The organism is Streptomyces sp. NPDC044033, assembly GCF_056434425.1.
The window spans coordinates 156863-180073 of sequence record NZ_JBWKFF010000004.1 but is presented as its reverse complement, the minus strand read 5'-3'; the positions used below and the strand labels follow the sequence as shown (position 1 = coordinate 180073).

Genomic DNA, 23211 nt, shown 5'->3' with positions numbered 1-23211 from the left:
GCTTCGTCCGCAGTACGAAGCCCCGCGTCTCGACCAGAAAGGGACATCTCCCATGGCTGTAAGCCTGTCCAAGGGCGGCAACGTCTCCCTCACCAAGGAGGCCCCGGGCCTGACGGCCGTCACGGTCGGTCTCGGCTGGGACGTCCGCACCACCACCGGCACGGACTTCGACCTGGACGCGAGCGCCATCGCCGTGAACACCAGCGGCCAGGTCTACTCGGACCAGCACTTCGTCTTCTTCAACAACAAGGTCACCCCGGACCAGTCCATCGAGCACACCGGTGACAACACCACCGGCCAGGGCGAGGGCGACGACGAGCAGATCAAGGTCAACCTGGCCGCGCTGCCCGCCGACATCGACAAGATCGTCTTCCCGGTCTCGATCTACGACGCCGAGAGCCGCAGCCAGAACTTCGGCCAGGTCCGCAACGCCTACATCCGCATCGTCAACCAGGCGGGCGAGGCGGAGATCGCCCGCTACGACCTCAGCGAGGACGCGGCCACCGAGACCGCCATGGTCTTCGGCGAGCTGTACCGCAACGGCGCGGAGTGGAAGTTCCGCGCCGTGGGCCAGGGTTACGCCTCGGGCCTGACGGGCATCGCGAAGGACTTCGGCGTCAACGTCTGACGTTGCCGGCACGGTGAACGTGCAGGTCAAAGGGGGGCGGGCCCATTGGGGTCCGCCCCCCTTTCCGCTGTGCCCTCGTACTGTCCCAGGCGTGTTGACTGAACCATGTTCGACGGCTGGGCCGGCCGGGCAAGACCGACGGCGGCATCGTCACGGTGACCACCCGCTGACCGCGTGCGTGTTCCTGAGCGGTCGGGGCGGCTGCTCGGTCGCTTCCGCCGCACGGAAGCCTCACGCGGAGTTCGGGCCCCTTGCGAACGCGAGTGATCCGAGAAAGCGCGTCTGCTCGTGTTCCACCGTGGCGTCCAACTCGCCCATGGCCTCCAGGGCGCGGGGATCGCCGAGCGTCATGGCGCCGAGTGCGCGCTCCAGGTGGCCCTGGTCCTCGATCTCCCACAGGTTGAATGCCTCGTACAGCGGCCCGACCTGCGTCACCGTGCCCGCGACCAGCGAGATGCCCTGCGATTCGAAGAGTTCGCGGATGGTCACCATGGCGGCTTCGTAACGCGCCAGATTCGCGAAGCCGTACTTGAGCTGGAGCTGCGCCAGCATGTAGCTGCTCATCTGTCTGCCTTTCCTGCGGGTCCCGTCGGGGCTTTCGCCAGGAAGGTAGACGTTCACACTGGTGTGAAGGGCAAGTCAGCGGTTGTCGGTCACCGCGTTCAGTACGGCTTCCAGGCCGGTCAACTTGGCGTGCAGTTCTTCCGCTTCACGTGAGAGTTCGGCGTGCCGCGTACGCAGCAGAGCCTCGACCCGGGGCGCGGAGTCGGGGAGTCTCCACTCCTGGACCACCGTACGGATCAGGTCGCTCGGCAGGCCCACGCCGTACAGACGCTGGATGAACCCGACACAGTCGGCGTCTTTGGCCTGGTACCTGCGGTGCCCCACGGCGTTGCGCGACGGGAGCAGGAGACCTTGCTCCTCGTAGTACCGCAGTGACCGCGTGCTCACTTGGCACCGGTGAGCGAGTTCACTGATCGACAGCGACACGGGGTTCGAATCGGGGTTCCGCTCGGGGCCCGACTCGGAGGTCGATTCGAGGCTGTGCGCCGGCCTGCCCCCGCGCGGCGAGACGGCCCTTGGAGACGCCGCAGCGCCTTCACGGGATGGGTCATTCGAGGCATGGGAACGCATAGTGAACTCTAGTCCCCTCTCGACTGGTGCCGTCGGGCATGCCGGTCGGGCGAGTGCGGGCTCAATCCGCCGCGAGACGTGCTTCAGCCAAGTGGGCCTGAATGGCGTCGCGGTGCCTGGTGAGGATGTCGATCCTGCTCTGAATGTTCTCCAGCTCGCGGGTCAGACTGGCGGCGAGTTCCGTGTCCGCCTTCGCCCGCAGCGACTCCCCCGCCCCGGTGAAACAGCAGCCGATGTCCTTGATGGCCTCGGTGCCGAGGCCGGACCTGAGCAGGTCGCGAACCCGCTCGGCGCATACGAGGGACTCCTCGGAGTAATCCCGGTAGCCGTTGGGGAGGCGACGGGGATGAAGCAGGCCCAGCTGCTCGTAATAGCGCAGCGAGCGGCTGCTGATCCCGGTGTGCTGAGACAGCTCACTGATCTTCAAACCGCATCCTGTTCTCCGTCGTCTTGACCTTGACATCGGTGTGAAAGTTTACCGTCCCAGCCGTGAACAACCTTGCCAAAACCACGTCATCTCTCCGGTCCGGGCGTGCCGCCCTGGCCGTGCTGTTCCTGGCCGGCTTCATGTCGATCACGACGGAGACGCTGCCCATGGGGTTGCTGCCCCAGGTGAGCGGTGGCCTCGGCGTCTCGGAGTCGCGGGCCGGCCTGCTGGTGGCCCTGTACGCCTTCGTCATCATGGTGGTGACGCTGCCGATCACGGCCCGAACCGCGCACTGGCCGCAGCGGCGTCTGCTCCTCGTCATCATGGCCGTGTTCGTGCTGAGCAATCTGCTGCTCGCCGCGGCCCCTTCCTACGCTGTGGCTGTCGTCGCCCGTCTGATCGCCGCTTCGACGCACGGGGTCCTCTGGTCGGTCCTACCCGTCTACGCCACCCGCCTCGTCCCCCCGGAGCGGGCGGGCCGCGCCGTCGCCGTCGTCTTCGCGAGCAACTCCGCCGCGCTGGCCTTCGGCGTGCCGCTGGGAACCACGGTCGGCACCGCACTGGGCTGGCGCAGCGCCTTCGTCCTGCTCGCCGCGGTGGCCGCACTCGCCCTCGTCGCCGCGCCACTCCTGCTGCCTGAGGCGTCCGGCCCCCCGGCGACGCGGGTCACGGCCCTGGCCGCCTTCAAACTCCCGGGCGTGCTCACCGTCACCGTCGCCACGACCTTGGTCATGCTCGGCCACTTCATCCTCTACTCCTACATCTCGCCCTACTTGCGGCACATCGGCGTCAGCTCGGCAGCGGCAGGCCCGGCGCTGCTCGCCTTCGGACTCGCGGGAGTTGTCGGAGTGTGGACCACCGGCGTACTGGTCGATCGCCGTCCCCGCGGCGCGACCCTGCTCTTCGCCGGCGCGATGGCACTGGTCTTCGCGGCGTTGGCCGCCACAGGCAGGGCCACGTCCGTGAGTCTCGTCCTGATCACCGTATGGGGCCTGCTCTTCGCGGGTCTGCCCACCCTCTTGCAGTCCGCCGCGCTCACGGCCGCACCGCAGGCCCAGGCCGCGGTGTCCGCGCTGTACGTCATCGGCGTCAACTTCAGTATCGGCGGCGGTTCCATCGCGGGCGGGCAGGTACTGGACCGTCTGGGAGTGGCGTCCTTGCCGCTACTCGCCGCGGTGCCCGCGGCCGCGGCGTGGTTCATCATCGCCGGCGCCCGCCGCCATGCCTTCCCCCGACGTCCGATCGCCAGTGCTGGCGCCCGGCCGGAACAGGACAGCGGCGACGGCGTGCCCCGCGAGGCGGACGAGGCGTCACCGTAGGAGAGGCGGACGAGGCGTCACCGTAGGACCGGATCTACGACCTGTTCCGCAGATGGCAGCGCGATGGGACCTGGGAGCGGATCCTGGAGCAACCGCAGGTCCAGGCCGATGCGCAGGTCCCTGTCACCTGGGATGTGAGCGTCGACCCGACCGTCTGCCGGGCCCATCAGCATGCCGCCGGCGCGCGTAAAAAAGGGATCTCCAGCGCGGACCTCCCGGAGGGATCGACACCGAGCCGGACGACCATGGACTCGGGCGCAGACGCAGGATCGAACGCACCATCCCGGAGAAGGCCGATCAGGTCCGCAACCGCAAGAAGCTCGGCTTCCGAGGCGGCCGACCACCGACCTTCGACAAGGAGGACCACAAGGAACGCCACGCGGTGGAGTGCGGGATCAACCGACTGAAACACCACCGCGCGGTAGCCACGAGATACGACAAGCCGGCCGTGCGTTACGAGGCAACAGTGCTGGTCGCAGCCCTCAACGAGTGGCTGTGACCAGCACTTTCGCGACAGACCCTAGTGCACGACTCCGGCCGCGCGTACGTCGGCGAGCGCCTGCCGTGCCAGCGGGCCGAAGCCCTCTCTGTTGTCGGTGCCGATCCACTGGTCGTAGGCGATCTCCCAGGCGAGCGTGCCCAGTTGCGCGGCCACACGCGCGCTCAGACTCGGGACTCCGCGGCGATTGAGGGCCTCGACCATCGAGGCGGTGAGGTCGATCCTCTTCAGGGCTTCACGTTCGCGCAGTTCCGTATTGGCGTTCAGAACGGCCTGGCGCCGACCGCTGAACTCGCGGCGGTCGGCGGTGAAGAACGTCCGGCCGAGCGCATCGAGGGCCTCCGCCACCGAGCCGAGCGGCCCGGACTCCGGCGGCGCCGAGGCGATCCCTTCGACGAGCAGACCGGCCACCGTGCCCCCGCCGAAAAGCACCTCGCGCTTGTCCGGGAAGTACCGGAAGAACGTGCTCTTGGTGAGCCCGGCGTGCTCCGCGATCTCGATCACGGTCGTGCTCTCGTAGCCCTGTTCCTCGAAGAGGTCGAGGGCAGCGGCGGCGAGTCGTCCTGGTGCGTCGGGTTGCCAGCGAGCCATGGAAACAGTGTACGGGACATGGTCTCATCAGTGGTGTACGGTCGATGAGACCAAGTCCCATCACTGGCCAGGAGAGATCACCGATGAGTAAAGCTGTCCGCTACCGGCGATTCGGCGGCCCCGAAGTACTCGAACTGCAGGAGATAGCCGAGCCGCACGCCGCACCGGACGAGGTTCGCGTCCGGGTCACGGCCGCCGGGCTGAATCCGATGGATTGGCAGATCACCACCCAGCCCGACATGGCGGCGCGGTTCGGCATCCAATTGCCGGCCGGGTTCGGCAGCGACTTCGCCGGAGTGGTGGACGAAGTGGGCGCCGAAGCCACCGGCTTCGCGGCCGGCAACCGGGTGTTCGGGGCGGCGATTGGCCGGTCCGTCGCCGATTTCGTGCTGGTCAAGACACCCGCCGCGGACCTGTGGCCCACCCCGGATGGCATCGGCGACGAGGTGGCGGCCACGCTTCCGGTGTCCGGCCTGACGGCCTCCGCCGCGCTCGCCGCGATCGGACTCCGCGCCGGGGACACCGTCCTGATCGGTGGAGCGGCGGGTGGCGTGGGCATCTTCGCCGTGCAGTTGGCGAAGCTTACGGGTGCCCGGGTGCTCGGCACCGCCTCCGAGCGCACTTTCGGATTCCTGCGCGGGCTCGGCGCCGAACCCGTGGCGTACGGCCCTGGCCTGGCGGACCGGGTGCGGGCCCTGGCACCCGAGGGGATCACCGCCGCAACCGACCTGTTCGGAAGGGAGGCGGCCGAGACCGCCCTCAAGCTCGGCGTGGCACCCGAGCGGATCTCCGTCGTAGCCGACGGCCCCGCCCCGCCGCCCGGTGTCCGCAAGGCGGGCGCCCTCGACGCGGGTCCGGGCACCCTGGAACGGATCGCCGACGCGATCCATGCCGGCGAGATCACGGTTCCGATCGCGGCGACCTTCCCGGTCGAGCAGATCCGAGAAGCCGTGACGACGCAGGCCGAGAGGCACGTTCACGGCAAAATCGTGATCGCCCTGTGAACCGGCACGAGGTGGACTCGGCGACCAGGATTCACTCTCGCAACAAGCCCTATTTGAATGAGTCCAAATGAGTCCAAGGGGTGTCGTTGCGGTCAGTGATCGTAGGCCGTCAGTGATCGTTTGACCGGCTGCCCGGTCTTGTCGTTGTGCCAGATCGCTGCCGTGAGTGCGAGGATCCGGCACAAGACGCGCCGTCGACGAGGGATATCTCGGGGCTCGCGCAGCGCTACTGCCTCAAAGCCCTGGAGTTGGCCGGCGCCGCCAAGAACCATCTGGCCTACTGCACGACTCTCCGAGGCATGAGCCTCCAAGCCGTGGACCTCCAGCACTCGGCACAGGCCAGGCGGCCGGCGGACGCCGCCGCAGCGGCATCCCCGGAAGCCGGGCCACGGATGAGGGCTTTCGTGGCCGGGCAGCAGGCGCACTCGGTTACCCAGGCCGGTGATCGGCACACTGCCCTGATGTGCATCAGGGAAGCCGCAGTGGCGAGCGGTCGGAGACCACGAGCGCGGGCGCGTGATGTCGTCGGGCCCATGGGCAGGCGCAGGTGTCCGGCGTCAGCGGCTGCGGCCACTCCCCTGAGCCGTGCCGGTGAACCGCACCGCTGAAGCGCGCCGCCCGGCCCGCCGTCGGGCCGCCGGGCAGGGCCGGGCGGCGATGAGGCCCCGGCGTTCGCCCGGGGGAGGCCGGAGCTTCGCGGGGCCGGCTCCCGCGGAGCGCGCCCGTACGCCGAACCGCACAGATCTCACCCGCCCCACCCGCTCCTCCTCCCGCCCGTATGCACGCCCCCCGCGCTCCCCCGCCCCGCGATCCCGGCATGTCTCGCCGCAAACCGGAGCGAATTCCCCCGCCTGTCGAAGAACGCGGGATCAAATCCTTGTTGCGCCCCTGTCAAAGAGCTTCGGCTCCTGGCACTCTCTCATCGGTTCACTCCTGCACTACCGGGCACCCCACCCTCGGCTGCCCGGCCCATCGATGGGCCGCGAACCAGCGGTCCGCGCAAGGAGACCGAGTTGAGACGGATCACGTCCACCCCCCGCAAGAACACGCTGCGCGCCGCCGCGCTGATCGCCTCCGCCGCGATGGTCGCCGTCGGCGTCCAGGCCGGTTCGGCCTCCGCGCAGCCCGACCGTGAGTCGGGCGCGACAGCGGTTCAACTCTCCGCTTCCCAGCGGTCGTCCGCGCTGCGCGACGCCGCGGACGGGGCCGCCGCCACGGCCGGGAAGATCGGCCTCGGGGCCAAGGAGAAGCTCATCGCCCGGGACGTCGTCAAGGACGCGGACGGCACGGTGCACACCCGGTACGAGCGTACGTACGCCGGACTCCCCGTGCTCGGCGGGGACCTGGTCGTACACGTGACGAAGAGCGGCACGCGCACCGTCACCAAGGCGACCGAAGCCGCGATCGCCGTGGCCGGCACGGACGCCCGGCTCGCCCCGGCCGCCGCCAAGAAGAGCGCGCTCGCGGCGTCGACCGCCAAGAAGAACGCCAAGACGGCCGCCAACGCCGCGCCGCGCAAGGTCATCTGGGCCGCGAGCGGCAAGCCCGTCCTCGCGTACGAGACCGTCGTCACCGGCGTCCAGCCGGACGGCACCCCCAGCGAGCTGCACGTCATCACCGACGCGGCGACCGGCGCGAAGCTCTTCCAGAACGAGGCCGTCGAGACCGGCACCGGCACCAGCACGTACAGCGGCAAGGTCAACCTCACGACGACGAAGAGCGGGTCGACCTACCAGCTCACCGACGGCGCGCGCGGCGGCCACAAGACGTACGACCTCAACCAGGGCACCTCCGGCACCGGCACCCTCTTCACCGACGCCGACGACGTCTGGGGCGGCGGCCGCCAGACCGCCGGCGTAGACGCCCACTACGGCGCGGCCGTGACCTGGGACTACTACAAGAACGTGCACGGCCGCAACGGCATCCGCAACGACGGCAAGGGCGCCTACTCCCGCGCCCACTACGGCAGCAACTACGTCAACGCCTTCTGGCAGGACAGCTGCTTCTGCATGACGTACGGCGACGGATCCGGCAACACCCACCCGCTCACCGCGCTCGACGTGGCCGCCCACGAGATGAGCCACGGCGTCACCGCCGCCACGGCCCGCCTCAACTACAGCGGCGAGTCCGGCGGCCTCAACGAGGCCACCTCCGACATCTTCGGCACCGCCGCGGAGTTCTACGCCAACAACGCCTCCGACCCCGGCGACTACCTCATCGGCGAGAAGATCAACATCAACGGGAACGGCACCCCGCTGCGCTACATGGACAAGCCCAGCAAGGACGGGCGGTCCAAGGACGCCTGGTACTCCGGCCTCGGCGGCATCGACGTCCACTACTCGTCGGGCCCGGCCAACCACTGGTTCTACCTGATCTCGGAGGGCTCCGGCCCGAAGGACATCAACGGCGTCCACTACGACAGCCCCACCTCGAACGGCTCCAAGCTCACCGGCATCGGCCGGGCCAAGGCCGAGAAGATCTGGTACAAGGCCCTGACCACGTACTTCACCTCCACCACCAACTACAAGGCGGCCCGTGCGGGCACCTTGAAGGCGGCGAGTGACCTGTACGGGGCGTCGAGCGCCGAATACAAGGCCGTCGGAGCGGCCTGGTCCGGCATCACCGTCAACTAGCGGTCCGGCACCACCCAGCACATCCCGCACATCCAGCACTCCCCCCGCGCCTCCCGCACCACCCGTACGCAGCCGCGTCCCCGCCCGCCCCGACGGGCGGGGGCGCGGCCCGCGGCCGGTCCCCGGCCGTGACACCATCGGGGCGTGATCGACCTCGGCTACTCGCTCTCCTCGCGCTTCCCCGACCCGTCCCATCTGGACTACCGGACGGCGGACGTACGGGCGCTGCGCCACGACCTGTTCTGCGGAGACGTGTACCTCGCCGACGCCAAGACCGACCGGGAGCTCTCGACCGCCTGGGGCTGGGTCCCCGTGCTCGACTTCGCCTGGGCCCTGTGCGACATCCTGGAACAGCTCGACCGCGACCCACGCGGCAACCGCTCCGCGACGCCGTACTACGCCGAGCTGGACTTCACGGAGTCCGCGGACCGGATGCTCTTCGAACGGCGCTTCGGCTGGGTGGAGGTCACCGCCGACTGGGTGCCCGCGGACGAGCCACCGCTCAGCTTCAACCACCGCGCGCTGCGCCGCGAGGCCCGCGACTTCCTGCACGACCTGATCGCCGACCTCACCGACATGCACGAGGGCCTCGGCGACAACCCCGTCATATGGGACCTCCAAAGCCGCTTCCCGCGGACCTGAACCCCCGGCCGTACGGGACCCCTGCCGTACCGAGCCCCCGGCCGTACGGGACCCCTGGCGATCGCGGCCCCTGTCGTACCGAGCCCCTGCCGTACGGGGACGGCCATACGGGGACGGCCCCCTACTCCACCCGCACCCCGATCTGCGCCGCGAACGCCGGGGCCAGGTCGAAGAGCTGGGCCGGGCTGATGACCGCGCCCGCCAGCTGGTCGACGCCGCGCGCGATATCCAGCTCGGTCACCTCCCGCAGGTCGACGTCCGTCATCCGCACCGCCGTGAGATCGACCCGGCGCACCACACAATCCCTGAACACCACCCGCTCCAGCCGCGCGCCCCCGAAGTCCGCCTCGGACAGCACGCACCCCTGGAACGTCACATCCTTGAGCGTCGCCTTGCGCAGATTCAGATAGTCGATCTTCCCGCCGCGCACCAGCACCCGCTCCAGCACCGCCCCGTGCAACTGCGAGCCGCCCAGCCGCGCGTCCACGAGCTCCACATCCCGCAGCGACGCCTGCGCCAGGTCCGTGCCCACCCCCCGTACGCCCTCCAGCACGCAGTCCACGAACCGCGCCCGGGCCAGCCGCGTCTCGTCCAGCGCACAGCGCGTCATCCGGCAGTCCATGAACCGCGCCCCGCGGCCCTCCTGCCCCACGAGATCCAGGTCCGTGAAAGCAACCCCGTCGTAGTCGCCCTCGGACTCCAGCTCCCCCTCCTCGAACGGCCGCAACGGAGGCAACCGCACCTCCGGAACCCGCACCGGCCGCCGCCCGGCCTCCGCACTCTTCCTGCCTCGCGTCGTCATGGCATCGCCTCCCGCCCTTACGGTGGCACACGGCACTGACAACGCCCCGGCGCGGCCCGTGCCACCGCCCGCCGCCCGGACCCCGCCCGTCCGGAGCGCGCCCCGCCGTCGGAGCGCCTACGCTGAACGAGCGCGTCGGTACGTGCGTACGCGACGCGTGCGGACGGCGGGTACGGAAGCCATACGTACGCGGCGTCGGTACGCGGCCGCGGGTACGCGCACAGGCACCGGTCGGTCCGCCCGACCCCACGGCGCGCGGCAGGCCCCATGAACGCGAGCGGCCGCGAAAGCAGGTCTCCCGATGACCCAGAGCCACATATCCGCCACCCCGGACAGCAGCCCGCAACCCGACCCCCGCCGCTGGTGGGGGCTGGTGATCATCGCACTGGCGCAGCTCATGGTGGTGCTCGACGCCACCATCGTGAACATCGCGCTCCCCTCCGCGCAGCGCGACCTGAACATGTCCGACGGCAACCGGCAGTGGGTGATCACCGCCTACACCCTCGCCTTCGGCGGCCTGCTGCTCCTCGGCGGGCGCGTCGCGGACCTCGTCGGCCGCAAGCGCACCTTCATGATCGGGCTCATCGGGTTCGCCGCCGCCTCCGCGCTCGGCGGCGCGGCGTCCAGCCAGGGCATGCTGTTCCTCGCCCGCGCCCTGCAGGGCGCCTTCGGGGCCGTACTGGCCCCCTCCGCCCTCTCCCTGCTCACCACGACCTTCACGGACGTCAAGGAGCGCAGCAAGGCGTTCGGCATCTACGGCGCCATCGCGGGCGGCGGCTCCGCGATCGGGCTGATCGCGGGCGGACTGCTCACCGAGTACCTCGACTGGCGCTGGTGCCTGTACGTCAACATCCCCATCGCCCTCGCCGCCTTCCTCGGCGCGGCCACCCTGCTCCACGACCGCCCCGGCCACGGCAACGTACGCCTCGACGTCCCCGGCGCGATCCTCGGCTGCGGCGGCCTCGTCGCCATCGTCTACGGATGCAGCGAGGCCGAACCCCGCGGCTGGAACGACGCGCTCGTACTCGGCCTGCTGGCCGGCGGCGCCGCGCTGCTCGCCGTCTTCACCTGGTGGCAGTCGCGCGCGCCGAGCCCCCTGCTGCCGCTGCACATCGTCCGTGACCGCAACCGCGCCGGCGCCTTCCTGACCATGGGGCTCGCCGTCATCGCGATGTTCGGGATGTTCCTGTTCATGACCTACTACCTACAGGTCGTGCTCGGCTACTCGCCCGTCAAGACCGGCATGGCGTTCCTCCCCATGACGGTCGCCATCATCATCGGCTCCACCCAGGTCTCCGCCCGGCTGCTGCACCACCTGCCGCCGCGCGTCCTGATGGCCCCCGGCGCCGTACTGGCCGCGGTCGGCCTCTTCCTGCTGACCTTCCTGACCGCCGAACCCGCCTACGTCTCCCACGTCCTGCCCGCCGAACTCCTCGTCGGCCTCGGCATGGGCCTGATCTTCATGCCCGTCATGGCCACCGCCACCAGCGGCGTCGCCCCCCAGGACTCCGGCGTCACCTCGGCGACCGTCAACACCGCCCAGCAGGTGGGCGGTTCCATCGGCACCGCCCTCCTCAACACCATCGCCACCTCCGCCTCCACCACGTACATCGCCACCCACCTCAAGGAGGCCGCGGCGCGTACGGGCGGGGCGCCGACCCCGGCCGTCAAGGGGGCCGTGATCAAGGACGGCGTGGTCCACGGCTTCACCATCGCCATCGGCTGGGGCGCGGGGATCATGCTCCTCGCCGCCGTGGTCGCGGGGACCATGGTGACGGCCGGAGCGCCCAAGAACGACGCGGGCGAGGACAGCCCCGCGGCGCCGGAAGCCTCCACTCCGTAACCGGCAGGCCCCGGCGCCCGCCCGCGGTGCGAGGCCGGGGCCGGTGTCGCGCGGTGCGGGGCCGGGGCCGGTGTCGCGCGGTGCGGAGCCGGGGCCGGTGTCACACAGTGCGGAGCCGGGGCCGGTGTCACACAGTGCGGAGCCGGGGCCGGTGTCACACAGTGCGGGCTCGGTGTCGCGCGGCCGTCAGGCCACCACCCGAAGCTCCCGCGCCGTGTTGTTCAGCCGCCGGCCGCCCGACTCCGTGCACACCACGATGTCCTCGACGCGCACCCCGAACCGGCCCGGCAGATAGATCCCCGGCTCGATCGAGAAACACATCCCCGGCACCAGCGGCAGATGCTCGCCCTCGACCATGTACGGCGGCTCGTGCGTGGTCACGCCGATGCCGTGCCCGGTCCGGTGGATGAAGTACTCCCCGTACCCCGCTTCCTTGATCACCTGCCGCGCCACCCGGTCGATCTCCTGGCAGGCCACCCCCGGCCGTACCGCCTCGAACCCGGCCTGCTGCGCCCGCCGCACGGTGTCGTGCACCTTGCGCTCCTCGGCGGTCGGCTCGCCGACGTGGACCGTACGGGTCGTGTCCGAGCCGTATCCGTCCTTCAGGCCACCGAAGTCGAGTACGACCATGTCGCCCTCCTCGATGACCCGATCGCCCGCCTCATGGTGCGGGTTGGCGCCGTTCGGGCCCGAGCCGACGACCGTGAAGTCCACCTGGCTGTGCCCGTTGCGCAGCAGCGACGCGGCGAGCTCCGCGGCGATCTCGCTCTCCCGCCGCCCCGCGAACCGCACCTGGGCGATCTCCTCGAACGTGGCGTCCGCCGCCGCGCCCGCCGCCGCGAGCCGCTCCACCTCGTGCGCGTCCTTGACCGCCCGGAGCATCGGCAGCACCTCGGTGAACGCCGAGTACCCCGAACCCGGGAACGTCCGCTGGAGCCCCAGCAGATGCAGCGCCCAGGCGTTGTCCGAGACGCCGTAGCGCCCCTGGACCTCCCCGAGCAGCCCGCCCACGGCCCGGTACGGGTCCTCCCCGTCCGTCCATCCGCTGATCCGCACCGCACCGGCCCCCGCCGCGAGCTCCGCGTCGGGCCGCTCCAGCGTCGGCACCAGCATCAGCGGCTCGCGCCCCGGTACCAGCAGCAGCGCCGTGAGCCGCTCGGTCTCGGCGGTCGGCCGGTATCCGCAGAGCCAGCTCAGATCGGGGCCCGGCGTCACCACCAGCCCGGCGAGCCCGGCATCGGCCGCGGTCCGGGAAGCCCGCTCCATACGGGCCGCGTAGTCCTCGGAGGTCATGGGGGCGGGAGGCGTCGACGCCGCGGAGGATGAGGTCATGGGGGCAGCGTAGACCGGCGGCCGCGGCGGGCCGCGGCCCTCGCCGACGCGAGACGGACGAGAGGCGGCGGAGGAACGGCGACGGCCCCCCGCGATCTCCGCGGAGGGCCGTCATCCACGCTGTGACGCGCGTTCGGTGGGCCGCCTGTCGGAATCGAACCGACGACCACCTGTTTACAAGACAGGAGCTCTGCCAACTGAGCTAAGGCGGCATCGCGTACGGCAGCCCGTACGCGAAAGCGGCTCCACTCTACACAGGGCCCGTTCGCCCAGCCACGCCAAGGTCAGCGGCCTGCCGGAAGAATTTCGTGACCGTTCATCTACTGACAAGCGGATGGCCTGCGGGTAGCGTCACGTGAAGTCCGGCCAATTGGACTGGACCACTCCTTTTACTCGGATCGTCCGGCACGTTCCTGCCGGTGAAGGGACCACATCACCATGGCTACGGTCACGTACGACAAGGCCACCCGGGTCTACCCGGGGACCGAGAAGCCCGCCGTCGACCAGCTCGACATCGGCATCGAGGACGGCGAGTTCCTCGTCCTCGTCGGTCCGTCCGGCTGCGGGAAGTCCACGTCGCTGCGGATGCTCGCGGGGCTTGAGGACGTCAACGGCGGAACCATCCGGATCGGCGACCGTGACGTCACGCATCTGCCGCCGAAGGACCGGGACATCGCCATGGTGTTCCAGAACTACGCGCTCTACCCGCACATGACGGTCGCCGACAACATGGGCTTCGCGCTCAAGATCGCGGGCGTCAACAAGAGCGAGATCCGGCAGAAGGTCGAGGACGCCGCGAAGATCCTCGACCTCACCGAGTACCTGGGCCGCAAGCCCAAGGCGCTCTCCGGCGGCCAGCGGCAGCGCGTCGCGATGGGCCGCGCGATCGTGCGCGAGCCGCAGGTCTTCCTCATGGACGAGCCGCTGTCGAACCTCGACGCGAAGCTCCGTGTGCAGACCCGCACCCAGATCGCCGGCCTCCAGCGCCGCCTGGGCATCACCACCGTGTACGTCACGCACGACCAGGTCGAGGCCATGACCATGGGCGACCGGGTCGCCGTGCTCAAGGACGGTCTCCTCCAGCAGGTGGACACGCCGCGCAATATGTACGACCGTCCGAACAACCTCTTCGTCGCGGGCTTCATCGGCTCCCCCGCCATGAACCTCGTCGAGGTGCCGATCACCGACGGCGGCGTGAAGTTCGGCAACAGCGTGGTCCCGGTCTCCCGCCAGGCGCTGTCCGCCGCCGCCGACAGGGGCGACAGCACGGTCACGGTGGGCGTGCGGCCCGAGCACTTCGACCTGGTGAGCGGCGAGGCCGGCGCCGAAGGCGCGGCCAAGTCCCTGTCGAAGGAGACCGAGGACGCCCCGGCCGGGCTCCCCGTCACCGTGAACGTCGTCGAGGAACTCGGCGCCGACGGATACGTCTACGGCACCGCCGCGGTCGGCAACGAGGAGAAGAAGGACCTCGTGGTCCGCGTCAACGGACGGCGGGTGCCCGAGAAGGGCGCGGTGCTGCACGTCGTGCCGCGCCCGGGCGAGCTGCACGTCTTCGCGACCTCCACCGGCGAGCGCCTCACCGACTGATCGGGCGCCTGAAGCACCGGCCGCCTGAACCACTGGCTGGCCCGCCGACTGAACCTCTGCCTGGCCCGCTGGCTGGCCCGCCGGCTGAACCTCTGTCAGACCCGACGCGCTCATCCGGCCGACGCCGTGTCTCCGCACCCCGGAGGCACGGCGTCGGCGCATGTTTGGGGCACGCTCGGTAAATACCCGCACATAACGCCCGTTTCCACCCCTGCGCGTCAACGCGAGAACCGCACTTGCGCGCCACTCCTTCGCTCGACCGAGTGACTAAATGTCGCCAAATCATCACTCCTCGCTACGATCTGCCGCATGCAGCGTCCAGCTCACCACGCGAGGAAGTCACCCATGAACCACGCAGCCCGCCGCATCGGCAGAACTCTCGCCCTCGTCCTCCCGGTCGTCCTCGTCCTCTCCGGGACGCTCGCGGTCACCCGCGTGCCGTGGTCGGCGCCCTCCGACTCGCAGATCCTCGCCGCCTCCTCCGGGACCGCGTCCTCCTCCCAGCCGAAGACCCGCGCCGCGCACGAGGTGCTGCGCGACCGGCTGCTGACCGAGCTTCAGGAGAAGGACCCGGGCGTCGCGCTCACCCACCTCCAGGAGGCGACCGAGCAGCGCCCCTCGCTGGCCCGCCACTGCGTGGAGATCGCCCGGGCGCTCGGCCGGGCCGCCGTCGCGAAGTACGGCTCCGTACGGCAGGCGCACGTCTACTCCCGGCCCGTGTGCGACACGTCCTTCGCCACCGGCGTCATCCACGCCAACTGAGAGCCGCACCCGACCGCACCGCACGGCGCAGCCGCACCGCCCCATATGGTGCGGACCATGACAGGCACGCACCCGTACCCCGTACAAGCCGTCGTCCTGGCCGGAGGCCAGGGCTCGCGACTGCGCCCGTACACCGACGACCGCCCCAAGCCGATGGTCGAGATCCCCGGCACCGGGACCCCGATCATCGGCCATCAGCTCGCCTGGCTGGCCGCCGAGGGCGTCACGGACGCCGTGGTCTCCTGCGGCCACCTCGCCGAGGTCCTTCAGGAGTGGCTGGCCTCCGCCGATCTGCCGCTGCGGGTGCGGACCGTCGTCGAGACGGAGCCGCTGGGGCGCGGCGGCGGCCTGAAGTACGCGGCCGCTTCCCTGCCGCACCCCGACCGCCCCTGGTACGCCACCAACGGCGACATCTGGACCCGCTTCTCGCTGCGCGAGATGGCCGCCTTCCACGCCGAGCGTGACGCGACGGCCACCCTGGCCCTGGCCCGGCCCCGGATTCCCTGGGGGGCCGTGGAGACCGACGAGTTCGGTCACGTGATGGACTTCATCGAGTCGCCGCCCTCCCCGTATCTGATCAACGCGGGTGTCTATGTCTTCGCGGCGGACTTCGCTTCGCTGCTGCCCGAGCGGGGCGACCATGAGCGCACGACGTTCCCCCGGCTGGCGCGGCAGCGGCGGCTGGCGGGGTTTCCGCTGCCCAACGGCGCGTACTGGCGGGCCATCGACACGGCGAAGGACCTGACGGAGGCCGCCAAGGAGCTGGGCACGCAGTCCCATTGACGCGGTCCCGTTGACGCAGCGCGATTGACGCGGGCCCGTTGAGGCGAGCCCGTAGAGGCAGGCTCGTTGAAGCGGGCCCGTAGAGGCAGGCCCCCGGGCCCCCAGAAACGCCGCGGCGCCCCACTCAAGGAGTGGGGCGCCGCTGTCCGTGGTCGAGGGTCGCCGTCAGCCCAGCAGGCCGCCCAGAGAGCCTGTGTGGCTTCCGGAGGTGGACCCGGGGGACTTGGGGGCCGTGTTGCCGCCCGAGGTGCCGCCCGAGCCGCCACCGCTGCTGCTACCGCCGCCGCCCGCGGGCGAGCCGGAGGAGGTGTGCGGGGGCGCGGCGGGCGCCGCGGGCCGGTTCGGGGTGCGGGGGGCGGGCTGGACGCCGCCCTGGGTCTGGCTGGGCTGCTGCCCGGGGCCGCCGGTACGGCCGGGCTCGTGGACCGCGCCCGGCGCCTTGGAGACGGCCGGGGCCGGCTTGGTGTGGCGCTTGGCGCCGGGCGCGGTCGGCTTGCCGCTTCCGGCGCCCGCGCTGGGACCGTGCGTGCCGGGGCGGGTGTGCTTGCCGGGGTGCTGCGGGAGCGGCGAGCCGGGCAGGTGGTTGGCGGGCGGGTCGCTGGGGCCGGGGACGTCGGTGGTGTCGGAGGAGCGCACGGCGCCCCCGAGCAGCGATCCGACCAGCAGGGTGACGCCCGTGACGAAGGCGGCCAGGGTCCCGCCGCGGCGCAGTACGCGCTTGCGGAGGTCCCAGAGTTCGGAGCGCGGGCCGAGCCTGCGCCAGGCTTCGCCGGCGAGGCGGCCGTCGATGGAGTAGACGGGGGCGCCCGCGATGATCAGCGGGCTCCAGGCGGCGAGGTAGATGATGTCGGGCGCGTCGTAGGCGGGTACGGTCCGCCAGCTGACGGTCAGCAGCAGGGCCGCGGAGAGCAGGGCGCCGAAGGAGGCCGCGAGCCGCTGCCAGAGGCCGAGGACGGTGAGGACGCCGACGGTCACCTGGAGGAACGCGACGGTGAGGCCGGCGCCGACGGGGTGGGCGAGGGCGAAGTCGCGCAGCGGGGAGGCGACGGCCCAGGGGTGCAGGGAGGTGAGCCAGGTGACCATGGAGCCGCGGCGGCCCCCGTCGAAGTAGACGGGGTCGCAGAGCTTGCCCATGCCGGCGTAGATGGAGATGAAGCCGAGGAAGACGCGCAGGGGGAGCAGGACGACGCCGAGGTTCATGCGGCGCCCGGGGTAGTAGGCGTGCCGTACGTTGTCGCCCGCGCGCTGCGGGCGCGCGGTCGCCTCGTCGTCGAACTCGTCGGGGCCGTATGGATCTTCGTCGTACGCGCCCCGGGCGGGCCGTACGCCGTGCAGGAGTTCGGTCGGGGGGTCGGCGGCGGCGGGGTGCTCGACGGGGCCGCGCGGGCCGACGACCGTGTTCCGGGTGGGCGGCCCGTCGTCGACGCGGACGCGGGGCAGCACCTGGGTCGAGCCGGCGTCCGCGGGGACCTTGCCGAGGGCGGGCTCGACGGCGGTCGCCAGGCCGGAGTGGCGTACGGCTTGCAGGAGTTCGGTGGCGGCGGGGTCGCCGGGCGCGGTCCGTCCGCTCCACACGACGGGGGCACGGCGGCGGGCCGGGCCGGCGGCGACGGGGATCTTCGCCGTGTCGGCGAGGCCGGCGAACTGCCGGGCGACGCGCGGGGGTCGGGCGAGCCGTACGCGGAAGCTCACGTGGTTGACGATGACTTGCGCCGGGTCGCTCGGGACCTTCACCGTGCTCAGCGCGGGCTGGTCGTCGTATCCCGGCGAGCTTCCCCCCGTGGGGCGGGGTGTTCTGGTGTCCACACTCATCTAACCGAGTGACGGGTGTTTAGGACACTGCTTGACCGTGCCGAACTGTCCGAGACCCGTCAAGGCCGGGGCAGGACCACGGCCCCGCCCGGCGCCCCGCCCCGAAGCGGGGCGGGACCGGACGAGGCGGCTCGCCGCGGGTCAGGCGCGCTGCCTGGCCGCCTCGTAGAGCACGACGCCCGCGGCGACGCCCGCGTTGAGGGACTCCGCGCCGCCCGGCATGGGGATGCGGACGCGCAGATCACAGGTCTCGCCGACGAGCCGGGACAGGCCCTTGCCCTCGCTGCCGATGACGATCACGACGGGGCCGTCGAACGCCCGGACGTCGCCGAGTTCGGTGTCGCCCTCGCCCGCGAGGCCGACGACCGTGAGCCCGGCCTTCTGGTACGCCTCCAGTACGCGCGTCATATTGGCGGCGCGCGCCACGGGCGTACGGGCGGCGGTGCCCGCCGAGGTCTTCCAGGCTCCGGCGGACATGCCGGCCGCGCGGCGCTCGGGGACGACGACGCCGTGACCGCCGAAGGCGGAGACGGAGCGGACGATCGCACCGAGGTTGCGGGGGTCGGTGATGCCGTCGAGGACGACGATGAGGGGGTCCTCGCCGGCGTCGAAGGCCGCGGCGGTGAGGTCGTCCGGGTGCGCGTAGTCGTACGGCGGCACCTGGAGGACGACGCCCTGGTGGTTGAGGCCGTTCGTCATGCGGTCGAGCTCGGGGCGGGGCGCCTCCATGAGGTTCATGCCGCGCTCGGTGGCGAGCTGGATGGCCTCGCGCACGCGCTCGTCGCTGTCGATGTACTGCTGGACGTAGAGGGTGTTGGCGGGCACGCCCTCGCGGAGCGCCTCGGCGACCGGGTTGCGGCCGACGACGAGTTCGTTGGTGCCCTTGGGACCGCCGCGGCGGGGCGCGGGGCGCTTGGCCTCGTGCCGCGCCTTGGCGGTGGCGACGCGGTTCTTCTTGTGGCCCTTGCGGTCGGAGGCGGGCGGAGTGGGGCCCTTGCCTTGGAGGGCCTTGCGCCGGTTGCCGCCACTGCCGACCTGCATGCCCTTCTTGTTGGACGTGCGGCGGTTTCTGCGTTGGCTGTTCCCGGCCATGGGTCACCTGTCTCTTCACTGCTGTGAGCCGCCCGGGACGGCTCGGAAAACGTACGTACGAAAAGTGTCGCTCAGGAGAGCGACCAGCGCGGGCCGGACGGCGTGTCCTCGATCGCGAGACCGGACTGCTGGAGCTGGTCTCGGATCGCGTCGGCCGTGCCGTAGTCCTTGCGGGCGCGGGCCGCCTGCCGCTGCTCCAGTACGAGCCTGACCAGCGAGTCCACCACGCCGTGCAGGTCCTCGCCGCGGCCGCTGTGGCCGCCGGACCAGTGCTCTTCGAGCGGGTCGAGGCCCAGCACCCGGAGCATGGCCCGTACCTCGGCGAGGCGGGCGACCGCCGTCTCCTTGTCGTCGGCGGTCAGCGCGGAGTTCCCCTGGCGGACGGTGGTGTGCACGATCGCGAGCGCCTGCGGCACGCCGAGGTCGTCGTCCATCGCCTCGGCGAAGGCGAGCGGAACCTCGTCGGCGGGCTCGACGGTCTTGCCGGCCTTCTCGCAGACCCGCTGCACGAAGCCCTCGATCCGCGCGAACGCGGACTCGGCCTCGCGCAGCGCCTCCTCGCTGTACTCGATCATCGAGCGGTAGTGCGGGGTGCCGAGGTAGTAGCGGAGCACGATGGGGCGCCAGCGCTTGACCATGTCGGCGACGAGCACCGAATTGTCGAGCGATTTGGACATCTTCTCGCCGCCCATGGTGACCCAGCCGTTATGGGCCCAGTATCCGGCGAAGGTGTCGCCGTACCCCTTGGCCTGGGCGATCTCGTTCTCATGGTGCGGGAAGATCAGGTCGATGCCGCCGCCGTGGATGTCGAACGCCTCGCCCAGGTACTTGTGGGCCATGGCGGAGCACTCCAGGTGCCAGCCGGGCCGGCCGCGCCCCCAGGGGGTGTCCCAGCTGGGCTCGCCGGGCTTGACGGCCTTCCACATGGCGAAGTCGCGGGGGTCGCGCTTGCCGGTCTCGCCCTCGCCCGTGGGCTGGCGCAGGTCGTCGAGGTCCTGGTTGGAGAGGGCGAGGTAGTCGGGGTACGAGCGCACGTCGAAGTAGACGTTGCCGTCGGCGGCGTAGGCGTGGCCGCGCTCGATGAGGCCGCGCATCATCTCGATCATCTCGGGGATGTGCCCCGTGGCGCGCGGCTCGTAGGTGGGCCGGAGGCAGCCGAGCGTGTCGTACGCGGTGTTGAAAGCGCACTCATTGCGGTACCCGATGGCCCACCAGGGTTCGCCGCTCTCGGCCGCCTTCTTGATGATCTTGTCGTCGATGTCGGTGACATTGCGCACGAACGTCACGTCGTAGCCGCGATAGGCGAACCAGCGGCGCATGATGTCGAAGTTGAGTCCGGATCGAATGTGCCCGATGTGCGGTGCGGCCTGGACGGTCGCGCCACAGAGGTAGATCGAGACACAGCCCGGCGCGAGCGGGATGAAATCACGGATCTGCCGGGCGCTGGTGTCGTACAGGCGAATGCTCACGCAATAAGGGTAGTGGGCGCGCGGCAGTGCATCACCCGCCATCCACTTTGCCCTCTATTTGCGTTTTGCACCTATATGGGAATCATCCGTGGTAGCTTCCCCGGCACGCCTCGCCTTCCCGGTGGGGCTCCGGGGAAACCAGGAGCAGGAACCAGGAGGAGCGTTGCACTCCACACTGCCCGTACAGCAGGAGGTACCGGCCACCGCACCGGTCGCACCGGTCGCACCTGGTGGGCAGCGCGGCAGACGACTGGCCGCCCTCGACGGACTGAGACTGTTCGCGGCGCTGATGGTGGTCGCGTACCACTACATCGCGTTCGACAGCGGCGCTTGGCCCAGATCCTCGAAAACGCTCTTCCCCACCGCTTATCTGCCGGCCTCCTACGGCTGGCTGGGGGTCGAGCTCTTCTTCCTCATCAGCGGCTTCGTCATCTGCATGAGCTGCTGGGGGAAGAGCCTCGGGCAGTTCGCCCTCTCACGGATCACCCGGCTCTACCCCGCGTACTGGTTCGCGGTGGCCCTCGTCTCGCTCGTCGTCTTCGTATGGCCGGTGGTGAACGAAGCCCCTTCGTGGGGGAACGCGGCCGTCAACCTGACGATGTTCCAGGACCCCCTCGGGGTGACGCCGGTCGACGGCGTGTACTGGACGCTGTGGATTGAGATGCGGTTCTACCTGCTCTTCGCGATCGTCGCCTGGCGCGGGCTGACGTACAAGCGGGCCGTCTCGTTCTGCGTGCTGTGGGCGATCGCGGCGATCGTCGCCAAGGCCGTCGACAACAGCCTGCTCAACCAGATGCTGCTGCCGGAGGACTGCTGGTACTTCATCGCGGGCATCGCCTTCTACCTGATGCACCGCTTCCGCCCGAACCTGCTGCTGTGGGTCATCGTCGGCGGCTGCTTCCTGATCGGTCAGCACTACCTGCTCCAAGCGCACGCGCGGGCCGAGGAGCACATGGGGCACCACGTCCCGAGCTGGCCGACCGTGGCGATCCTCGCGCTGTTCTTCCTGCTGATGGCGGCCGTGGCGCTGGGCTGGACGCGGCGCGTCAACTGGCGCTGGCTGTCCACGGCGGGCGTGCTGACCTACCCGCTCTACCTCATCCACGAGCGCATCGGCTGGGTGGTCATCGAGCACGCCGCGGGCCATGTGCCGCACTATGTGCTGCTGCCGGCGCTGGTCGTGGGGATGCTGGGGCTCGCGTGGCTGGTGCACCGCCTGGTGGAGCGCCCGCTGGCCCGCCTGCTCAAGCGCGGGATGCAGCGGGCGATCACGGAGATCCGAGCCGGTTAGCGCGCGGGCGCGCCGGTTCGGGGGGCTACGGTCCTCTCCCGGAGTGACCCGTACGATCACGCGCCCCACGCTCCGTCCGCCACCCGTACGGCCGCCCCGAGGCCGCCTTGCGGCCGGGCCCCGAGCGGGCGCGCCCGGGGCCGTGCCGGGGCTCAGACCCTGACGAGGAGCGCGGTCGCGACGGCCGCGAGGCCCTCCGCCCGCCCCGTGAGGCCCAGCCCGTCCGACGTCGTCCCGGACACCGAGACGGGCGCGCCGGCCGCCGCCGACAGCGCCTTCTGGGCCTCGTCGCGCCGCTTGCCGATCTTCGGCCGTACGCCGATCACCTGGATCGCGACATTGCCGATCTCGAACCCGGCGGCCCGTACGATCCGCGCGGCCTCGGCCAGCAGGACGGTGCCCGCGGCGCCGGACCACTCGGGCCGGTCCGTGCCGAAGTGGGCGCCGAGGTCGCCGACGCCGGCGGCGGAGAACAGCGCGTCGCACGCGGCGTGCGCGGCGACGTCGCCGTCGGAGTGGCCCGCGAGGCCGTGCGTCGCGTCCTCCCAGAGCAGGCCCGCGCACCACAGCTCGCGGCCCTCCTCGAAGGCGTGCACATCGGTGCCGATGCCGACCAGCGGCAGCGGCGGGCGGGCGGACGGGCCGGCGTCAGAAGCCATCGTTGGCCCTCCTGCGTGCGAGTACGGCCTCGGCCAGGATCAGATCCAGCGGCCGGGTCACCTTGAACGCCTCCTCGTGGCCGGGCACGAGCACGACCGGGACGCCGAGCCGCTCGACCATTCCGGCGTCGTCCGTGGCGCCGTCGCCCTCCAGGGCGACGTTCTCGTGCGCCTCGGCGAGCGTGGCGCGGTCGAAGCCCTGCGGGGTCTGCACGGCGCGCAGCCGGGCCCGCTCGGGCGTGCCGACGACCGGCTCGGGCTCGCCCGCCGGGCGCGGGTCGACCTGTTTGACGGTGTCCGTGACCGGCAGGGCGGGCACGACCGCGGGGGCCCCGGCCCGTACGGCCGCGGCGACGGCGTCCACCGTGTCGACGGGGACGAGTGGGCGGGCCGCGTCGTGGACGAGGACGGCGGTGATGTCCGCGGGAAGCGCCGCGAGGCCGAGCCGTACGGACTCCTGGCGGGTGTCGCCGCCGGGGACGACGAGCACGTCGGTGCGGTCCGCGAGCGGGTACTCGTCGAGGAGGTTGCGCACCGCGGCGGCCCCGTCGGCGGGGGCGACCACGACGACGAGGGAGACGGCGCGGGAGGCGGCCATCGCCCGTACGGCGTGGATCAGCATGGGTGTGCCGTTCAAGGCGCGGAGCGCCTTGGGGGTGCCCGGGCCGAGGCGGACGCCGCGCCCGGCCGCCGGGATGACCGCGGCGGTACGTACAGGCGGACGGGCGGTGGTGGTGCCGGGAGCGCTCTCGGGGGTGGTCTGCGGAGCGCGGTCTGACTTCGCGTTGGCGTTCAGGTTTGCTTCCTCGGCCGAGTTGGGTATGGCCACAGCGTGCCGGGCGCGAAGCCCCGATCAGCCCCTTCCGTGACGGCTGGTCGTGTCAGCCGCCCGGGCCCGGCAC

21 protein-coding genes, 1 tRNA gene and 2 pseudogenes are annotated in these 23211 nt (G+C 71.1%); 11 read left to right on the top strand and 13 right to left on the bottom strand.

Annotated features, from left to right (window positions below; translation table 11 throughout):
- The first annotated feature begins 52 nt into the window (after positions 1-52).
- Positions 53-628, top strand: a complete 576-nt coding sequence (locus AC07AB_RS10260; RefSeq protein ID WP_478563103.1) for a TerD family protein — start codon at positions 53-55, stop codon at positions 626-628.
- Positions 629-859: 231 nt separating this feature from the next.
- Here the strand turns inward: AC07AB_RS10260 and AC07AB_RS10255 are convergent, their stop codons facing one another.
- The 3 genes from AC07AB_RS10255 to AC07AB_RS10245 form a co-directional block, all read right to left on the bottom strand.
- Positions 860-1192, bottom strand: coding sequence for a hypothetical protein (locus AC07AB_RS10255; RefSeq protein WP_478563100.1), 333 nt, complete (start codon positions 1190-1192; stop codon positions 860-862).
- Positions 1193-1267: 75 nt separating this feature from the next.
- Entirely contained in the window at positions 1268-1762 is a 495-nt protein-coding gene (locus AC07AB_RS10250) for a MerR family transcriptional regulator (RefSeq protein WP_478563097.1), read from the bottom strand.
- Positions 1763-1823: 61 nt separating this feature from the next.
- On the bottom strand, positions 1824-2189 hold the full coding sequence (locus AC07AB_RS10245) for a MerR family transcriptional regulator (protein WP_478563094.1): 366 nt from the start codon (positions 2187-2189) through the stop codon (positions 1824-1826).
- 62 nt (positions 2190-2251) lie between these two features.
- On the opposite strand from AC07AB_RS10245, the gene AC07AB_RS10240 reads away from it, so the two are divergent.
- Positions 2252-3508 carry an MFS transporter gene (locus tag AC07AB_RS10240; RefSeq protein ID WP_478563091.1) on the top strand — a complete coding sequence of 419 codons (1257 nt, stop codon included), beginning with the start codon at positions 2252-2254 and terminating at the stop codon, positions 3506-3508.
- A 520-nt stretch (positions 3509-4028) separates the two neighbouring features.
- Here the strand turns inward: AC07AB_RS10240 and AC07AB_RS10235 are convergent.
- On the bottom strand, positions 4029-4598 hold the full coding sequence (locus AC07AB_RS10235) for a TetR/AcrR family transcriptional regulator (RefSeq protein WP_478563088.1): 570 nt from the start codon (positions 4596-4598) through the stop codon (positions 4029-4031).
- An 83-nt stretch (positions 4599-4681) separates the two neighbouring features.
- Between AC07AB_RS10235 and AC07AB_RS10230 the strand changes: the two genes are divergently transcribed.
- The gene (locus AC07AB_RS10230; RefSeq protein ID WP_478563085.1) at positions 4682-5602 is read left to right on the top strand and encodes an NADP-dependent oxidoreductase; all 921 of its coding nucleotides are present in this window, start codon (positions 4682-4684) and stop codon (positions 5600-5602) included.
- A gap of 92 nt (positions 5603-5694) precedes the next feature.
- Here the strand turns inward: AC07AB_RS10230 and AC07AB_RS10225 are convergent.
- Positions 5695-5793 (bottom strand): annotated as a pseudogene (locus tag AC07AB_RS10225) (IS982 family transposase); the annotation flags it as partial.
- Between AC07AB_RS10225 and AC07AB_RS10220 the strand changes: the two are divergent.
- From AC07AB_RS10220 to AC07AB_RS10210, 3 genes and pseudogenes are all read left to right on the top strand, one after another.
- Positions 5793-6099: pseudogene (locus AC07AB_RS10220) on the top strand (transcriptional regulator); the annotation flags it as partial. The pseudogenes AC07AB_RS10225 and AC07AB_RS10220 overlap by 1 nt on opposite strands.
- Positions 6100-6684: 585 nt before the next feature.
- Positions 6685-8235 (top strand): M4 family metallopeptidase, encoded by a 1551-nt coding sequence (locus tag AC07AB_RS10215; RefSeq protein WP_478563582.1) that lies wholly within the window; start codon positions 6685-6687, stop codon positions 8233-8235.
- Positions 8236-8379: 144 nt separating this feature from the next.
- The gene (locus AC07AB_RS10210) at positions 8380-8877 is read left to right on the top strand and encodes a hypothetical protein (protein WP_478563083.1); all 498 of its coding nucleotides are present in this window, start codon (positions 8380-8382) and stop codon (positions 8875-8877) included.
- Positions 8878-8998: 121 nt separating this feature from the next.
- Here the strand turns inward: AC07AB_RS10210 and AC07AB_RS10205 are convergent, their stop codons facing one another.
- Complete coding sequence (locus tag AC07AB_RS10205; RefSeq protein WP_478563080.1) at positions 8999-9679, bottom strand: pentapeptide repeat-containing protein; 681 nt, start codon at positions 9677-9679, stop codon at positions 8999-9001.
- Positions 9680-9980: 301 nt separating this feature from the next.
- Between AC07AB_RS10205 and AC07AB_RS10200 the strand changes: the two genes are divergently transcribed.
- On the top strand, positions 9981-11522 hold the full coding sequence (locus tag AC07AB_RS10200; protein WP_478563077.1) for an MFS transporter: 1542 nt from the start codon (positions 9981-9983) through the stop codon (positions 11520-11522).
- 186 nt (positions 11523-11708) lie between these two features.
- Here the strand turns inward: AC07AB_RS10200 and AC07AB_RS10195 are convergent, their stop codons facing one another.
- On the bottom strand, positions 11709-12854 hold the full coding sequence (locus AC07AB_RS10195; protein WP_478563074.1) for an aminopeptidase P family protein: 1146 nt from the start codon (positions 12852-12854) through the stop codon (positions 11709-11711).
- A 139-nt stretch (positions 12855-12993) separates the two neighbouring features.
- Positions 12994-13066, bottom strand: a tRNA-Thr gene (locus AC07AB_RS10190).
- 226 nt (positions 13067-13292) lie between these two features.
- Here AC07AB_RS10190 and AC07AB_RS10185 point away from each other — a divergent pair.
- The 3 genes from AC07AB_RS10185 to AC07AB_RS10175 all read left to right on the top strand — a co-directional run bounded on the left by AC07AB_RS10185 (position 13293) and on the right by AC07AB_RS10175 (position 15986).
- Positions 13293-14441, top strand: coding sequence for an ABC transporter ATP-binding protein (locus tag AC07AB_RS10185; protein WP_478563072.1), 1149 nt, complete (start codon positions 13293-13295; stop codon positions 14439-14441).
- A 345-nt stretch (positions 14442-14786) separates the two neighbouring features.
- A complete protein-coding gene (locus tag AC07AB_RS10180) occupies positions 14787-15203 on the top strand; it encodes a hypothetical protein (RefSeq protein ID WP_478563069.1) in 417 nt (138 codons plus the stop codon).
- Between the two features lie 57 nt (positions 15204-15260).
- A complete protein-coding gene (locus tag AC07AB_RS10175) occupies positions 15261-15986 on the top strand; it encodes a nucleotidyltransferase family protein (RefSeq protein ID WP_478563066.1) in 726 nt (241 codons plus the stop codon).
- A gap of 165 nt (positions 15987-16151) precedes the next feature.
- Here the strand turns inward: AC07AB_RS10175 and AC07AB_RS10170 are convergent, their stop codons facing one another.
- From AC07AB_RS10170 to cysS, 3 genes are all read right to left on the bottom strand, one after another.
- Positions 16152-17798 carry a DoxX family protein gene (locus AC07AB_RS10170; RefSeq protein ID WP_478563064.1) on the bottom strand — a complete coding sequence of 549 codons (1647 nt, stop codon included), beginning with the start codon at positions 17796-17798 and terminating at the stop codon, positions 16152-16154.
- 141 nt (positions 17799-17939) lie between these two features.
- Positions 17940-18890 carry a 23S rRNA (guanosine(2251)-2'-O)-methyltransferase RlmB gene (rlmB, locus tag AC07AB_RS10165; RefSeq protein ID WP_478563061.1) on the bottom strand — a complete coding sequence of 317 codons (951 nt, stop codon included), beginning with the start codon at positions 18888-18890 and terminating at the stop codon, positions 17940-17942.
- Positions 18891-18961: 71 nt separating this feature from the next.
- Complete coding sequence (gene cysS / locus AC07AB_RS10160; protein WP_478563058.1) at positions 18962-20359, bottom strand: cysteine--tRNA ligase; 1398 nt, start codon at positions 20357-20359, stop codon at positions 18962-18964.
- Positions 20360-20522: 163 nt separating this feature from the next.
- Here cysS and AC07AB_RS10155 point away from each other — a divergent pair, with 163 nt between their 5' ends.
- A complete protein-coding gene (locus AC07AB_RS10155) occupies positions 20523-21650 on the top strand; it encodes an acyltransferase family protein (protein WP_478563055.1) in 1128 nt (375 codons plus the stop codon).
- A 152-nt stretch (positions 21651-21802) separates the two neighbouring features.
- Here the strand turns inward: AC07AB_RS10155 and ispF are convergent, their stop codons facing one another.
- Complete coding sequence (gene ispF / locus AC07AB_RS10150) at positions 21803-22309, bottom strand: 2-C-methyl-D-erythritol 2,4-cyclodiphosphate synthase (protein WP_478563052.1); 507 nt, start codon at positions 22307-22309, stop codon at positions 21803-21805.
- Positions 22299-23006 carry a 2-C-methyl-D-erythritol 4-phosphate cytidylyltransferase gene (ispD, locus tag AC07AB_RS10145; protein WP_478563579.1) on the bottom strand — a complete coding sequence of 236 codons (708 nt, stop codon included), beginning with the start codon at positions 23004-23006 and terminating at the stop codon, positions 22299-22301. Before ispD ends, ispF begins: the two co-directional genes overlap by 11 nt.
- Between the last annotated feature and the right edge of the window lie 205 nt (positions 23007-23211).